The following is a 15606-nucleotide window of genomic DNA, read 5'->3' as shown; positions in this document are numbered from 1 at the left end:
TTTTTTATTAAATTGAAGTTAAGTCATTTAAAAACATTTCAAACATAACTCCTTGATTCCTATCATTTTCGTACTTATAAGTATAAGAAACGCATTTGTATATAAAATCAGATGCTGTTTTTACTGCAAAATCTAAATTATAATTATTAGTTATAAGTCCACATACTATTGAAACAAAAATATCACCGGTGCCACTATAAGAACATTTATTATATTTAAGACCATATGTAAAGGGTTTATCAGTTTTTCTATCATAGGATAAGTTGTAAATCATTTCATTTCTAATTATACCAGTTATAATTACTTTCTCAGGACCCAAATTACTTAAATCTTTAGCTATAGTTATTATTTCTTCTTCATTAAAATCTGTTTTAAACTCTTTATTTAATAATAAACAAGCTTCAGTTATGTTTGGTGTAATCAGATTTGAATGTATAACTAAATTTTTCATTTCATCGCATGTTTTTTTACTAAATATAGGATACATTACACCATCATCACCAAGGACGGGATCAACAATTACAAAAGAATCAGGATTTTCCTTAATAAAATTACTTACAATATCTATTTGATCTATTGAACCCAAAAATCCACTATATATGGTATCTATTTCTAAATTTAGGTTTTTCCAAGTATTTGAATATTTTTTCATTTCATCAGTCAAATCTAAAAAGGTATATTCACTAAAACCTGTTTGGCTTGATAAAATAGCTGTAGGAAATGGACAGCATTGTACTTTTAAAGCTGATAATATGGGAATTGCTACAGTAAGAGAGCATTTTCCAATACCAGATAAATCATTTATGGCAGCTACTTTTTTTAACATCTATAAACCTCCATTTTAAAACATTAAAATTATAATATAATTTTATATTACTATAAAAAATAAAAAATTGTTACGCTTTTAAATATTAATTAGAAAATAAAAGGTGTATTAATACAATTTTATCTATAAATTTGCAAATAATCCTAAAATTATTTAGAGTTATTTGGACATACTAAAATTAACTTAAAAATTGATGTACTTTTTATTGGGAGGTGTAATGCTTGAAGGGAGCCAAAAATAAGTATATTAAGTATATGTTATTTACGTTATCCTTTGTTTTATTTATTTCATTATTTTTTAACTATAAGAATAATCGCTTATGTAAAGAAGAAGCATTAATTAGAGAAGCTTATAATAATGATGAACATCCAAAGGAAATAAGTGAACAGTATACTGTACTTTTGGAAAATCTTTTTGATTATAGAAACAAAGCAATTTTAGATAAAAACGAAGATATATTAAAAGGACTTTATGATACTGATATAAAGTTTGGTCTTTGGGCATATGAGCAAGAAGTAAAAAAGATGAAGTACTTGGAAAATTGGTCAAGTAAACAAGGAGTAAATTTCAACAATATAAAAACAAAAGTTAAAATAAAAAAAATGAGAGAAAGAGAAAAAAATTTATATGGTATTATTTGTGATGTATCTACTGAATATAAATATTCTTATGAAAATGATCCAGACAAAACAAATATGTTCAGAATAGGTACATATCATTATCTTCATGTAAAAATAAAAGATGGAAATTATATAATTGTAAAGGAATGGTACACAGATCCTTTTGCTGACTCTTTGAATTTAGAAAATATTAAATCTGATGATATAAAAAATTACATTATAAATCATGAAGAGATCCATCAAGAATTGACAAAAGAACAAAAAAAAGCTATAGAGTATGCTCATAGGTACTGTGGAGCTGCTGCTGATGAAGAGTTTGGGCTGAAGTTTAATACAAAGTATCGTGATTTTAATGGTGATGGTGGAGATTGTGCTAATTTTGCATCTCAAATAATGTATGAAAGTGGCAAATTTAAAAAAAATGAGATTTGGAATTATGACAATGGTAGTGCAACAAAAGCTTGGGTAAATGCACAAGGGTTTAAAAACTATATAATAAACAGTGGAAGAGGAAGTTATATTTCTAAAGGAAGTTATGAAGAAGTATATAGAGAGGCTTATAACTTAAGGCCTGGAGACTTTGTTGGATATGAAAAAAAAGGAAGAATAACTCATGTATCTACTGTTACAGGATTTGATTCAAAAGGATACCCTTTAGTAACTTGTCATAATACAGACAGACTACTAGTTCCATGGGATTTAGGGTGGAGTGATAAGGCTATTAAATTTCATTTAATTAAAGTGAATTATTAAAAAATATAATTATATAATAAAAAAATTATAAAAATAGTATAGAAACAAATAAGTTTGACAAAACTATGTATATATGTTAAAGTTAGATTAGAGTTGCATTTTTAAGCAGCTAAATTAAAGTGTGTTTTTAGGAGGATTTAATTAAATGAAAACTGGTGTAGTAAAATGGTTTAACAACGAAAAAGGATTTGGATTTATATCTGTAGAAGGTGAAGGAGATGTTTTCGTACACTTTTCAGCTATACAAGGTGATGGATACAAGTCATTAGAAGAAGGACAAAATGTAGAATTCGACGTAGTTGAAGGTGCAAAAGGTCCTCAAGCTGCTAACGTAGTAAGAATATAATTAAAATTCATATATATTGGTATTAATTAGTAACAAAATATTAGTAATATCTAGTCATATGTGAAAAAAAAGCCACTTATTAAAGTGGCTTTTTTTTTATATAAATTAAATTATCTTAACTAATTTATCATCGTCTAATAAAGTAAAGTTCTCTTTGTTTATTAATAAATCATACAACTCACTATCATTGTATTTGAAAAACTTATTTAAACATTCTTCCAAATCATCTTCTAGTTTATCAAATTCATCATAGTAAGAAAGGTCAATGGAAAAGAACTCCATTTCTTCTCTTAATTTATTCATATCTACAAAAGATAAAGCATAAGAAAAATCTAGCTTTTTACTTATAATCATTTCTTTCACAGTATTAACTAAGTTGTTATTCTTATAAGGTATAATAATAACATTATCATTTTTAAAAACTTCAATTTTATTAATTAAATTGTTATATATGATATCAAGATTTTTATTTACATAATCATAAAAGTCCTTACAACTAAATTTATTGTTTAAATCCTTAATAAATGTTTCATTGGTAAAGTCTTTCCAAAGTACAGTAGAAAAACTATTATGAGTATGAACTCTTAATGTTTTCCCCTCTTCATTATAAAGTAGAGGATAAGTAAGATTATGTTTTTTTGAAATAGCTTTTCTTAAAAGATATCCTTTAAATCCTTCTGGTATTAAATTTAAAATATATTCATCTAAATCGCTACCTAAATAAACTTCATTTGAGTTTATTAAAGACCTAATTTCACTTGAATTCATGTTTTTTAATTTGGATAAGTTTTCTTTTATAAGTATTTGATAAATTTTTTCATCATATATTTTAGATAAGTAATTTTCTAATTCTAATTGATAATTCATTTTCTGCCTCCAAAAAAGTTAATAATATATTTATACCCTTTAAATTGAATTTCAAAATATAAATTTTAATTATGAGGCAAATATGATAAAATTAATATTAAGGGAAATACTTTTATAATTAGCTAGTTAATTTTGGAGGTGTAATGTTAATGAATATATTGTTTTTCTTAACACCAAAAAGTGAAGTGGCTTTTATTTATGAAGACTATACATTGAGACAAACTCTAGAAAAGATGGAGTATCATAAATATTCATCTATACCTATATTGACTCGTGAAGGGAAATATGTAGGAACTATAACAGAAGGCGACTTATTGTGGACATTAAAAGACAATTTTCAAGAGAAGACACTGGATTTTAAAGCATTGGAAGATATGCCAATTAGTACGATAAAAAGAAGAAAGGACAATGCGCCAGTATGTGTGGAAGCAAATATTGAAGACTTAATATCGAAGGCTAGAAATCAAAACTTTGTTCCCGTAATTGATGACCATAAGACTTTTATTGGGATAATAAAACGAAAAGAGATTATTGAATATTGTTACGATAAAATACATAAAACTGTAAAAATATAAAAATAGTTTTAGAAAATAGATAAATTCTAATAGGGTTTATCTATTTTTTTATTTGAATATATGTTAATACTTTTTAACCTAGTTACTAGAATATCTATATAAATATATACATATATTTATATAAGTTTGAATGAAAGTAACTAGGGGGATAAAAATATGAGATACTATAATAAATCAACTAATGAAAGCTTAAAGTATTTAAAAGTAAGCAAAGAAACTGGATTGAGTAGTAATGACGTAGAATTAAGACGAAAGACTTGTGGTTATAATGAATTCAAAGTTAAAGAAAGGAAGCCTTTGTATGAAGTTATAAGTGAGAGTGTTATGGAACCTATGATACTTATTTTGCTAACTGCAGCCGTAATAAGTGCGTTTATAGGAGAAATACATGACGCAATTGGAATTTTTATAGCAGTCTTATTAGGGTTATCTATAGGAGCTGTAACAGAAAGTAAATCAAAAAAAGCAGCTGAAGCTCTATCTAAGTTAACTGACAATATAGAAGTGAAAGTATTAAGAGAAGGAAATATTCATCAGATTTCTAAGAGGGACTTAGTACCTGGAGATATAGTTTATATAGAAAGTGGAAATATGATACCAGCTGATGGAAGGTTAATAGAGTCTATAAATTTAAAGTTAAGAGAGGACATGCTTACAGGAGAATCGGCAGATGTTGCCAAGAGTGCAGATGAAATAGTAGAGATGGAAGTTATTTATGGAAAAACCGAAATAATAGAACAAGAGACAATACCAGCGAAACAAATAAATATGGTATTTGGAGGAACATTTGTAGCTTATGGAAGAGGAACAATGCTTGTAACTGCTACCGGTGATAAGACTGAGATGGGTAAGATAGCTCAAAATATAAGTGATGATAGTGTACAGACTCCGCTTCAAATAAAACTGGGTAAATTAGGAGCAAAGATTGCAGGAATTTCAGGTGTTATATCATTTTTGCTATGTATATATATGATTACAAAAATGAGTGTGCATGGACAAATAAGTTTAAATAGTTCAGGAATTATTCCATTTTTACAATCATTAGAGCCTGCTAAGGATATATATATGGTGTGCATAGCTTTGATTGTAGCTACTGTTCCAGAGGGTTTACCAACGATGGTTAATATTACACTAGCCATTACTATGCAAAAGATGGCTAAAATAAATGCACTAGTAACTAAAAAGGAAGCATGTGAAACTATTGGATGTGTGTCTGTAATTTGTTCAGACAAAACGGGAACTTTAACCAAAAATAAGATGGTTGTGGAAGTTGCCTATATTGATGGAAAGTATATAAATAGTAAAGGATATAGAAGTTATAGTTATTTCGAAGAAAACTGCATAGTAAATTCAACTGCTGATATAGAAAAAGTGGACGAGTCATATAAATATATAGGAAGTGCAACAGAATGCGCTCTACTTTTATATCATATTGACAAAAACTATAAGAGTTTTAGAAGAGATACTAATTTATTATCTCAAGTACCTTTTAGCTCAGAGAAAAAAAGAATGTCTTCTTTAATTGATATAGAGAATAAGGGAATATTTCTAAGTAAAGGGGCCCCAGAAGTTTTAATAAAAAAATGTGCTTATTTACAAAAAGGAAAAGATATTGTTAGAATGACACCTCAAATGAAAAAACATTTATTAAGCGAGATTAAAAAACTGCAAAATAAATCAATGAGAACTTTAGGGTTCGCTTATAAAAATATAGATAGGGCATCTATGGAAGTTGCTGCAACATTTGAAGATATACAATATCTTAATGAATATATAGAGTTGTATGAAAATGACAGTGATTTAATATTTAGTGGATTTGTAGGAATTGTAGATCCTTTGAGAGAAGGAGTAAAGGAATCTATTGAAACAGCTTATAATGCAGGTGTTAAAGTTAAAATGCTTACAGGTGATAATATTAATACAGCTATAGCTATAGGAAAGGAAATAGGATTATTAGATGGAAATAAAAAAGCTGTTGAAGCTACGTATATTGATATATTGTCAGATGAAGAATTAAGAGAAGAAATTAATGAAATATCCATAGTTGCTCGTTCAAAACCTGATACAAAGATGAGAGTTGTACAAGCATTACAAAAGAATATGGAGGTTGTAGCTGTTACTGGAGATGGAATAAATGATGCACCAGCATTAAGTAAATCAGATGTAGGAATTGCAATGGGGATATCAGGAACTGAAGTTTCAAAAAATGCATCGGATATAATTTTAACAGATGATAGTTTTAGTACCATAGTTGATGGGATAAAATGGGGAAGAGGAATATATGAAAACTTCCAAAGATTTATACAGTTTCAACTTACAGTAAATATAGTTGCCTTTATTACAGCGATAATATCACAAGTTTTAGGACAAGAAATGCCTTTTACAACAATACAATTATTATGGGTTAATATAATTATGGATGGGCCTCCAGCTCTAGCTTTAGGCTTAGAACCTGTAAGAGATTATGTTCTTAAAAGGAAACCAATAAGAAGAGATGCAGGTATTATAGCCAGAAGTATGTGTATTAATATATTTATTAATGCAATGCTTATAGTATCCATAGTTCAATTACAAGAGGAGCTTAATATACTTAATGCTACTCCAACAGAACAAGGAACTGTTATATTCTCATTATTTGCATTTAGTGCATTATTTAATGCGTTAAACTGTAGAGAGTTTGGACTAAATAGTACAATACCAAAATTTTTTGAAAATAAATTAGCACTTGAAGTGATTTTTCTTACAGCAGTAGCTCAGATATTGTTTACACAAATATTTAGAGAATTTTTTAGCTCAGTTCCATTAAGTGTAGTTATGTGGTGTAAAATAATTTTATTATCTTCCATGGTGCTTATTCTAAATGAAATCGTTAAACTAGCGCTTAGAATAGTAAAAAAACAAAGAGATTTTTTATTTAGAAGATAATAAGATTTCTATTTAGATAAATTAATAAAAGTTTTAACATACAAAAGTACAAAAGAATTTAAAATAATATACAAAAAACAACATATAATGGTAAATTATGTATACACCCTTATTTTATGATGATATAATTGACTTTAAGGGGGGGTGTTGATTTTATGAAAGAAGATACTTTGAACTTTAATAAAATTGGCCTGAAGTTAAATAAGATTGACATGGACATATTAAGGCTATTGGCAAACGATTGTAGAATTTCTTATGCAGAAATAGCAAGAGAAGTACATCTATCTCGTATGGCAGTAAGAGAGCGAGTTATGAAAATGACAGAAGAGGGAATAATTGAAAAGTTTACAGTACAGGTTAACTCACCTAAAGTAGGACTTAATACAGCTGTATTTTTACAAATATCTGCAACACCAAGTGAAATTGATTTTGTTGCAAATGAACTTTGCAAACATCCACAAATAGAATCAGTATATGCTACAACAGGGAAAAATGAATTACATGTTCATGGATATGTGAAAGACTTCCAAGAATTAAATAATTTTATATTTGAAGAAGTGTATAAAATTAAAGGTGTGACAGAAGTTAATTTTAACTTAATAACTAAAAAATATAAAAGTAATGGAATATTTATATAATTAAAAACAGCTCTTAGATTGTCTAAGAGCTGTTTTATTAATTAGTTATTCATATATTCAACTGCATTAGGGAATGAAGATTTAACTTCGTTTAATTTTTGTTGATAAACTTCACCTTGTTTTTGGTATAATAAAGTTTTTCCTACTTCTTCAGAAACTTCATCATACTCAGGAAGAATACTTTCTTTTCTATCTTCTAATTTAATTAAGTGATATCCGAATTGAGTTTTAACAGGTCCACTTACTTCGCCTTTATTCATATTGAATACAGCTTCCTCAAATTCTGGAACCATTTGTCCTCTTCCAAAAGATCCTAAGTCTCCACCAGCATCTTTTGATGGGCAAGAAGAATGTTCTTTAGCAGCGTCTTCGAATGATACTTCACCAGTATTTATTTTACCTAATATATCATTAGCTTTTTCTTCGCTGTCAACTAATATATGTTTAGCTGAAGCAGTTTCTGGTTTAGAAAAGTTTTGCTTTTGAGCTTCAAAGAAAGCTCTTTTTTCTTCTTCAGTTAATTTAACACTAGTTAATATTTTGTTTATAACGTATTGTTTTAATACATTTTCTTCTACTCTTTTCATTTCATTTCTGAATTCTTCATCTTGGTCTATTTTGTTATCTTTTGCATACATGTATAGTAATTCTTGATTTATTAAATCATCTAATACATATTTTTGACCTTCTTCAGTTTGAAATTGTTGTGCTTGGTAAGGATCTAGTCCTTGGATTGCACTTTGAATGTCTAAGTTAGAGATTTCTTTTTCTCCAACTTTAGCTAATATTTTCTTTTCCATATTATTAGTTACTCCTTTGTACCCTTAAAATTTTATAATAACTTTCAGTATAAATAATACCAAAAAATATATACTATGTCTAATATTTCCTTATATAAACATATGGTAATTAATAGCATATGCTTATGACTAACAATAATACTGCGCTAATCATACCTACTACACATTCTTCTATTTTGTGATTATAAACATTTTTAAAAGAAATGTAGAAGTAGATAAAGATAGATAATAATTTTAACCACATTAGTGTTATATTAGTAGGATATAGCAAAAATGATGCTAATGTTAAGATAAAAGATATTAATGTTGAAACTCTATAGTATATTACTATATTATCTAAAAATTTATATTTTATTTGTAAAATTCCAATATTTATTATGTATATTATTGACAAAATAGTAAAGATTAAAAGAGAATTTCTCTCCATATAAATATTTGGAATGAAAATCCATTTGTATATTATTATGGGCCAAAAAATAAGAGTTAGCCCTCTAAAACCCATTTCTAAATAATATTCTTTTTTCAAAGTTATACTCCTTTCACATGAGTAATATTTTATTATTACTATTTACCTCAACTTTGCTTCTTAAACGTTAAATTGTATTAAGATAAATAATTATAATATCATTATAGCATTTTTTTTATCATAAATTATTATGGGGGTGAAGAAAATGTATAGATATTATACTCATGGTGTTTGTTCAAAATCTATTTTATTAAATATCGAAGATGATATTTTATTAGATGTAGTATTTGATGGAGGGTGCGATGGCTCGTTAATAGCATTAAAACATTTTGTTGAAGGAAGACACATTGATGAAATAATTGAACAACTTGAATATATACCTTGTAGAAATAAAAATACATCTTGTCCAGATCAGCTTGCAAAGGCGCTTAAAATCTATAGAGACTATGTGCTTAATAAGGAGTAAATGATAATAAAAAACTTCTACTATTTTTAGTAGAAGTTTTTTATATGTATTAATTATTAATTAATATTATTGCTTTGTAACTAGTATAGCTATTTTGTAATCTGGATTGTAGCTTATTTGTACAAGTTGATTTTTCTTAATGTTTTCTAAATCTTCTCCACCATAGGCGATTTGTAATTTAACAGGCATTTTACCTTGTTTTATGATTGCAACATATTCCTTTTTACCTTTTTTCTCAACTTTTATTAAGTTACCAACATAAGGTTTAAAAGCTTGATACTTTTTACTTGCATTTCTCATATAGAAGAAAGTACCAATTGCTATTGCTATGTTTATTGCAAAAGCATACCAACCATTAATTCTTAGTGCAGCAAATGCTATAATAACTACAACCATAGCAACTATTGGAAGTATAGCTTTTTTTAAAAGGATTTTCCCCATTATTTCGTTGGCTCTTTTTTCTGGGCCGGTCATTGTTTTAGATCTTGCAAATGATTCGGCAAATTTTTGTCTTATGCTCATTTCAATCCTCCTGTTTCCTTAATAGAATTTAATCTATTTATCTTTGATACTTGAAACAAATATTATATTTATATTATTAACAAAATATCTATTAAAATTTATATTCAAGATTATCAAAATATAATAACTATTTTAACATAAAAAGTATAAAAAGAAAATAAATGAGATGGGAAAAGATTTTTAAAATAATAATAATTTTATTGAATTAAAAATGATTTGAAAACTAATTGATTTAACTATGATAATAATAACTATAGAGAGCTATTTTATGTGGGAAAAAAAGTAAGGGGAGATGATGACGAAAAATTTTTCATCATCATCAAGGATATTAAAATCCATATCACTAAGATTATCTTTACATTCATTATAAAAAAGTAATTAGAATTTAATGTAAATTTATTATGAAAAAATAAGGGGGATTTGTTATGAAAAAATTTAATTTAAATTCAATTGGAGAAGAGGCGCAAGACTACTTTAAAAATGAAAAGCTATCATGTTCAGAATCTGTATTAAAAGCAATTGTAAACAATTTTGATATGAATGTAGATAATAGCATTGTTAGAGTTGCTTCGGGGTTCTCTGGAGGTGTAGGAGGGTGTGGATGCATTTGTGGAACATTATCAGCGGCAAATATATCTATAGGCTTACTATTTGGAAGAAGTGAAGGAAATAACTAAGGGGTTAGAACCAGAAAGTAAAGAAAAATTGAATAAATGCTGTAATATTATTGGGGAAGTTGCTAAAGATACAGCTCAAATAATAGCGGATGAGTTAAAAATTGAATATTAATGATAATTTGAATTTTAGTTATATTTTATGAATAGTTAATTATGGTTATTTATTTATAAAATAGGAAATAAAGAAAATATTTTAATTATTTTATATTTGTGTATAATATATAATTATAATAAAAAATTATTATCAAGGAGTGTCATCAAATGGAAGAGTTATATAAAATGATAGAAGATAAAATATATGCATCAGGGTATAGAGGATCAATAAGTGGGGAAGAAATTTATGATGAAATATGTGATGAAATAGAAGATAAAGAAGAGGGTAGTTACATATTTATGAGTAAAAAAGAAGATGATGTAATATATGAGTACAAAATAGATGTAATGGAAGAACAATTTAATTTATCTTATTTAGATATAAAATCAGATGGTCAAACGTATCATATAGATTTTGATAATTAACAAAAAGGTTACAAAATTAAATTGAAAAGTTACAACATAATGAAAATTATGTTGTATTTTTTTTATCTTAAATTATGTATATTTCAACGATTTTAAGGGTAAAATAATAAATTTACATTAAATAACAGTTAAAAATCTAATGAAATGATGCTAGAATACTAATCACAGGGGTAACCTGTACACATAAGGTTACAAAAAAGTTACAAAATTAGAAAATAGGACGGTGGATAGTATGAATAAAAAATTGAAAACATTATTGACAGCTGGATTAGTTACTGTAATAGCAGGATCAAGTATAGTATCATCAAGTGCGCTATGTAAAAAGACAATTGATACTTACAAAACAAAAGGGGCAATATACCTTAGCATAAATGGTAAAAAATATAAAGTACCTCTAGGAAACAATAATAAACCATCTAAAGAAGAAGATTCTTCAACAGGAAATACAGGAAACAATAATAAACCAAATAATAACAACACTAATACAGGAAACAATAATAAACCAAATAATAACAATACTAATACAGGAAACAATAATAAACCAAATAATAAACCAAATAATAAACCAAATAATAAACCAAATAATAAACCAAATAATAAACCAAATAATAAACCAAATAATAACAACACTAATACAGAAAACAATAATAAACCAAATGATAATGTAGTTGAAAAACCAAATACTGACAATAATACATCAAATAATAATCAAAGTACAACAGGAAGTTTTTCAAGTTTCCAAAAAGAAGTTACTAGACTTGTTAACGTGGAAAGAAGTAAAAGAGGTTTAAGTCAATTATCTTTCAATAGTCAATTATCTAATGTGGCAACATTGAAATCACAAGATATGATAAATAAAAATTACTTTAGCCATACTTCTCCAACTTATGGTTCACCATTTGACATGATGAAGCAATTTAATATAAGTTATAGAGCAGCAGGAGAGAATATAGCTATGGGTCAAAGAACTCCAGCAGAAGTTGTAAATGCTTGGATGAATTCTCAAGGACATAGAGAAAACATATTAAATCCAAACTTTACAGATATAGGTGTGGGAGTAGCAAAAAGTTCAAATGGAACTTTATATTGGACACAAATGTTTATAGGTAAATAATAAATAATTAAAAGGGTTGTGTAATTAACAATTAAATATTGTTATAACACAGCCCTTTTTTTAAAATAAAGTTTTTTCTACAGGAAATCTAAGAATAGTTCTTAATTTTTCAGGTAAAGTTCTTCGAGGATCAGATAAATAAATTTCGTGGTGCTTTCTAATATTACCTGTAGCATTTTCTAAATTATTTTCTTCCATATATTTTTCAATTTTAGTAATAGTTTTCAGTTCATCATCATATGAGCCAATATGCATAGACTGTACACAAAGACCTTCGGTAAAAGTTTGAAACCTAGCTTTTGAAAAATCTAAATTAGGTTTTTTATTTTTACATTCATCTAAAGCCCAATTAAAAATATCTTCATTTACAAAGTTGGGTTGTGCAATCATAGAGGTCCATAGCCATTTGTCTTTGCTTACATTAAAGTCAAGCTTACCATTTTCTAAGTACCACAAACCTTCTAAAGGAGGAATTACATATTCATAATAGCCATCAATATGCTTATCTCCTTTTTTACTCATTTTAATAGTATAAGTAAGAGCATATAAAATTTGCATAGCATTTTGGTAGTTTTCTCCCGTTGGTTTTCCTCTACCATCTATCATAATATAATTTAAATGTGGAACATCTATTAATATTGGTTTTTGCCTTGATGAATACAAGTTTTTATACTCTTTTTTAAAATCATACTTTTCAATCATAAGTCCTCCTTATGTATTACTTAAAAAAATTAGATAAATAATAAAATCTACTAAGTAAATGATAGTTAGATTGCTGATTATTGTCAAGTTTGTAAAAATAAAAGAGTATCATTAAAATTATTTAATAATGGTAAGGTAATATTTTGCCACAAGCAATTTTATCACCAGACATACCAGAAGGTTGAGATGTAAAATCATCTCGGTTTTCATGAAGAATAATAGATCTTTCTAATATATCTATTACACGAAAATTATTTGTAAAAACAGACAAAATTCCAACACCATTAGCAGATAAAATTGGAGGTAAATCACCAGCATGAAAAGGATGGTCATTATTACCAGGATTAAAATGTCCGCCTGTAGATGGGAAAGGATTTTGAGATGTCCCAATACTACAATCTCCTATATCGTGTATATGAAATCCATGAAATTTAGTAGGCTCACCCTTAGAATTAGTGTTAGGTATTCCTATAATATATGCTTTAATATATACACCTTCATCTAATTGATAAAAAAGTACTTCACCTTTTAAGGATGGATTATTTGCATTACCTTGAATATTTGCAATAGCCGTAGGGTAATTAGGTCGATAAGATGAAAAAACTTTAATCATCTCATTATTTATTATTGGAAAGTCCATATTTAACCCCCTTATATTTAAAATTATATAAAGTATTTTATGATTTTTAAATATAAATTGTTACAATATAAATAGGTGAAATTTTAGGAGGGGAATAAATGGATATAAACGAAATAAAATTGAAGTGGAAATTAAAAAATCAGGATAAAGAAGCTAACATAAATTTATGGGACGAAAAGGCAGAACATTTTGGAAATTATAAAATTTTAACTATGGAAAATGATAACTTCATGAAATTTTTGAAAAATAGAAACTTCATAAAAAATGACTTTAAAGTACTAGATGTAGGTTGTGGAGGCGGAAAATATACCATTTCCTTATCTAAGGAATGCAATCATATATATGGAGTAGACTTATCACCTAAAATGATATATTATGCTAATGAGAATAAAAGAAAGTTTAATATTAATAATGTTTCTTTTATTTGTGACGATTGGCATGAACTAAATATAAAAAAATCAAATTTATATAAACAGTTTGATTTAGTATTTGCATCCATGACACCTGCTATACAAAGTGTATCTACTCTTGAGAAAATGAATGAAGCTAGTAAGAAATATTGTGCACTAAGGAGTAATATAAAAAGAAATGATTCTGTTTATGATAAAATAAGAAAAATTTTAAATGCTCCAGAGAGTAAACCAAATTTAAATTTTTTATATGCTATAAATATGTTATTATTACAAGGATATATGCCAAAAATCGATTATGAAGATAAAAATTGGTTTTATAAGGAACCATTGAAAAAAGCCTATAATACATACATAAAAAAATAAAAACAATTAGAAAGATTAATGAAGATGAGGAAAATGAAATAAAACAATTTTTAAAAGATATAAGTCATAATGGTTGTGTAGAAGAAGAAATAAGTTCTACTATAGCTACTCTTATATGGAGTATAGATTAAAAGGAGGAATTAAATTGAAAAGATTAAGTATTTTAATTATATCACTATGTTTATTATTTATCGTAGGATGTAATAACAAAGAAAGTAAGAAAGAAGTTGTGGATGAAGGTAAAAATACACCACCTGTAAATTTGATAATGGTGAGCAATAGTAAGTATTTTGAAGAAAGTGAATTTATAGATGAAGAAAATAAAGATGATGGATATTACAAACAAAGTTACAGATATGAGAATATTAAATTTACTTTAGAAAGAATGAAGCATAAAGAGTACTCAGATTTTCCAGTATACATAGAAAATAAAGATATATATGACTTAAAGTGTACGGATAAAAGTATAAATAATGAAATGAGTATGAATTTATCTTATCCAGCTCTTAAAGCCACATATAAAACTAAAACAGATGGCAAAGAAGTTTTCAATGAAGATATATTAATCTCCACAGAACAGTGGGATTTTCGAATTCATTTAGAAACAAATATGGAAAATTATAAGAATAGTGCAAACATACTAGATAGTATAGTAAAAGGAATAAAGATTGAGGAAGTTAGTTAGGAGAAGTAAATTGATATATTACTTAATAATAATAAACATAATTGGATTTTTTATAATGAATATAGACAAGAAAAAAGCTATAAAAAATGCTTATAGAATACCAGAAAAGAACTTGTTTTTTATATGTATTATAGGAGGAAGTCTAGGGGTGTTAATGGGGATGTACAAGTTTCATCACAAGACCAAGCACAACAAGTTTGTATATGGCGTTCCATTATTCCTAATTTCTAATATAATAATATTCTACAGTATAATAAAAATACTATAAATGGTTATATAAATGAGATACGAAAAATTAAAATTACAAAAATAAAATGTAGCTATTTTTAAAATATAATGTTATAATAAATATTGTAGAAATACACAGTAAGTCAAGAAAAGCTTGATGTAGGTTTATAGGAGATTCCAAAATGAATAACGGAACAGTAAAATGGTTTAACAACGAAAAAGGATTCGGATTTATATCTGTAGAAGGTGGAGATGATGTATTCGCTCATTTCACAGCTATACAAGGTGATGGATTCAAATCATTAGAAGAAGGTCAAAAAGTAAGCTTTGATATAGTTGAAGGTGCTAAAGGTCTTCAAGCAGCTAACATAACTATATTATAATATATTTGTCAGAATGCTTTTGAGACCCCTACGGGGGTCTTTTTTTAGTGGTAAAAATAAAGGTATATCATTTAAGTT

21 protein-coding genes are annotated in these 15606 nt (G+C 26.7%); 14 read left to right on the top strand and 7 right to left on the bottom strand.

Annotated features, from left to right (window positions below; all coding sequences use genetic code 11):
- Positions 1-7: 7 nt before the first annotated feature.
- Entirely contained in the window at positions 8-826 is an 819-nt protein-coding gene (locus TEGL_RS13595) for a pyridoxamine kinase (protein WP_018589604.1), read from the bottom strand.
- Between the two features lie 221 nt (positions 827-1047).
- Here TEGL_RS13595 and TEGL_RS13590 point away from each other — a divergent pair, with 221 nt between their 5' ends.
- Together TEGL_RS13590 and TEGL_RS13585 are read left to right on the top strand one after the other, a co-directional pair.
- Positions 1048-2199, top strand: coding sequence for an amidase domain-containing protein (locus TEGL_RS13590; protein ID WP_018589603.1), 1152 nt, complete (start codon positions 1048-1050; stop codon positions 2197-2199).
- Between the two features lie 145 nt (positions 2200-2344).
- On the top strand, positions 2345-2545 hold the full coding sequence (locus tag TEGL_RS13585; RefSeq protein WP_018589602.1) for a cold-shock protein: 201 nt from the start codon (positions 2345-2347) through the stop codon (positions 2543-2545).
- A 105-nt stretch (positions 2546-2650) separates the two neighbouring features.
- On the opposite strand, the gene TEGL_RS13580 is transcribed toward TEGL_RS13585, so the two are convergent.
- On the bottom strand, positions 2651-3412 hold the full coding sequence (locus TEGL_RS13580) for a hypothetical protein (protein WP_018589601.1): 762 nt from the start codon (positions 3410-3412) through the stop codon (positions 2651-2653).
- 149 nt (positions 3413-3561) lie between these two features.
- On the opposite strand from TEGL_RS13580, the gene TEGL_RS13575 reads away from it, so the two are divergent.
- The 3 genes from TEGL_RS13575 to TEGL_RS13565 all read left to right on the top strand — a co-directional run bounded on the left by TEGL_RS13575 (position 3562) and on the right by TEGL_RS13565 (position 7550).
- Positions 3562-3987 carry a CBS domain-containing protein gene (locus TEGL_RS13575; RefSeq protein ID WP_026255010.1) on the top strand — a complete coding sequence of 142 codons (426 nt, stop codon included), beginning with the start codon at positions 3562-3564 and terminating at the stop codon, positions 3985-3987.
- Positions 3988-4143: 156 nt separating this feature from the next.
- Positions 4144-6912 (top strand): calcium-translocating P-type ATPase, PMCA-type, encoded by a 2769-nt coding sequence (locus TEGL_RS13570; RefSeq protein WP_018589599.1) that lies wholly within the window; start codon positions 4144-4146, stop codon positions 6910-6912.
- A gap of 155 nt (positions 6913-7067) precedes the next feature.
- The gene (locus tag TEGL_RS13565) at positions 7068-7550 is read left to right on the top strand and encodes an Lrp/AsnC family transcriptional regulator (RefSeq protein ID WP_018589598.1); all 483 of its coding nucleotides are present in this window, start codon (positions 7068-7070) and stop codon (positions 7548-7550) included.
- A gap of 41 nt (positions 7551-7591) precedes the next feature.
- Here the strand turns inward: TEGL_RS13565 and TEGL_RS13560 are convergent, their stop codons facing one another.
- Positions 7592-8350 (bottom strand): peptidylprolyl isomerase, encoded by a 759-nt coding sequence (locus TEGL_RS13560; RefSeq protein WP_018589597.1) that lies wholly within the window; start codon positions 8348-8350, stop codon positions 7592-7594.
- Positions 8351-8459: 109 nt separating this feature from the next.
- Positions 8460-8876: a hypothetical protein gene (locus tag TEGL_RS13555; RefSeq protein ID WP_018589596.1), complete on the bottom strand. Its 417-nt coding sequence runs from the start codon at positions 8874-8876 to the stop codon at positions 8460-8462.
- A 145-nt stretch (positions 8877-9021) separates the two neighbouring features.
- Between TEGL_RS13555 and TEGL_RS13550 the strand changes: the two genes are divergently transcribed.
- Entirely contained in the window at positions 9022-9282 is a 261-nt protein-coding gene (locus tag TEGL_RS13550; RefSeq protein WP_018589595.1) for a TIGR03905 family TSCPD domain-containing protein, read from the top strand.
- Between the two features lie 66 nt (positions 9283-9348).
- Here TEGL_RS13550 and TEGL_RS13545 read toward each other — a convergent pair whose 3' ends face one another.
- The gene (locus tag TEGL_RS13545; protein WP_018589594.1) at positions 9349-9804 is read right to left on the bottom strand and encodes a hypothetical protein; all 456 of its coding nucleotides are present in this window, start codon (positions 9802-9804) and stop codon (positions 9349-9351) included.
- Positions 9805-10229: 425 nt separating this feature from the next.
- Between TEGL_RS13545 and TEGL_RS13540 the strand changes: the two genes are divergently transcribed.
- The 4 genes from TEGL_RS13540 to TEGL_RS13525 all read left to right on the top strand — a co-directional run bounded on the left by TEGL_RS13540 (position 10230) and on the right by TEGL_RS13525 (position 12114).
- On the top strand, positions 10230-10481 hold the full coding sequence (locus tag TEGL_RS13540; RefSeq protein ID WP_018589593.1) for a C-GCAxxG-C-C family (seleno)protein: 252 nt from the start codon (positions 10230-10232) through the stop codon (positions 10479-10481).
- Complete coding sequence (locus TEGL_RS13535) at positions 10465-10593, top strand: hypothetical protein (protein ID WP_018589592.1); 129 nt, start codon at positions 10465-10467, stop codon at positions 10591-10593. The genes TEGL_RS13540 and TEGL_RS13535 overlap by 17 nt, the downstream gene beginning before the upstream one ends.
- Before the next feature lie 149 nt (positions 10594-10742).
- A complete protein-coding gene (locus TEGL_RS13530; RefSeq protein WP_018589591.1) occupies positions 10743-11000 on the top strand; it encodes a hypothetical protein in 258 nt (85 codons plus the stop codon).
- Positions 11001-11232: 232 nt separating this feature from the next.
- On the top strand, positions 11233-12114 hold the full coding sequence (locus TEGL_RS13525) for a CAP domain-containing protein (RefSeq protein WP_027626963.1): 882 nt from the start codon (positions 11233-11235) through the stop codon (positions 12112-12114).
- Positions 12115-12174: 60 nt separating this feature from the next.
- Here the strand turns inward: TEGL_RS13525 and TEGL_RS13520 are convergent, their stop codons facing one another.
- Positions 12175-12816 (bottom strand): GyrI-like domain-containing protein, encoded by a 642-nt coding sequence (locus tag TEGL_RS13520; protein WP_018590163.1) that lies wholly within the window; start codon positions 12814-12816, stop codon positions 12175-12177.
- 121 nt (positions 12817-12937) lie between these two features.
- The gene (locus TEGL_RS13515) at positions 12938-13456 is read right to left on the bottom strand and encodes a superoxide dismutase family protein (RefSeq protein ID WP_018590164.1); all 519 of its coding nucleotides are present in this window, start codon (positions 13454-13456) and stop codon (positions 12938-12940) included.
- A 98-nt stretch (positions 13457-13554) separates the two neighbouring features.
- Here TEGL_RS13515 and TEGL_RS13510 point away from each other — a divergent pair, with 98 nt between their 5' ends.
- From TEGL_RS13510 to TEGL_RS13495, 4 genes are all read left to right on the top strand, one after another.
- Positions 13555-14232 carry a class I SAM-dependent methyltransferase gene (locus TEGL_RS13510; protein WP_018590165.1) on the top strand — a complete coding sequence of 226 codons (678 nt, stop codon included), beginning with the start codon at positions 13555-13557 and terminating at the stop codon, positions 14230-14232.
- A gap of 145 nt (positions 14233-14377) precedes the next feature.
- Positions 14378-14917 (top strand): hypothetical protein, encoded by a 540-nt coding sequence (locus tag TEGL_RS13505; protein WP_018590166.1) that lies wholly within the window; start codon positions 14378-14380, stop codon positions 14915-14917.
- Positions 14918-14927: 10 nt separating this feature from the next.
- On the top strand, positions 14928-15185 hold the full coding sequence (locus TEGL_RS13500; protein WP_018590167.1) for a DUF1294 domain-containing protein: 258 nt from the start codon (positions 14928-14930) through the stop codon (positions 15183-15185).
- Between the two features lie 142 nt (positions 15186-15327).
- Positions 15328-15528: a cold-shock protein gene (locus TEGL_RS13495; RefSeq protein WP_018590168.1), complete on the top strand. Its 201-nt coding sequence runs from the start codon at positions 15328-15330 to the stop codon at positions 15526-15528.
- Positions 15529-15606 lie beyond the last annotated feature (78 nt).

Source organism: Terrisporobacter glycolicus ATCC 14880 = DSM 1288 (assembly GCF_036812735.1).
GTDB lineage: Bacteria > Bacillota > Clostridia > Peptostreptococcales > Peptostreptococcaceae > Terrisporobacter > Terrisporobacter glycolicus.
Note: the sequence above shows the minus strand (reverse complement) of the source record. Positions and strands in the feature narration are given on the sequence as shown.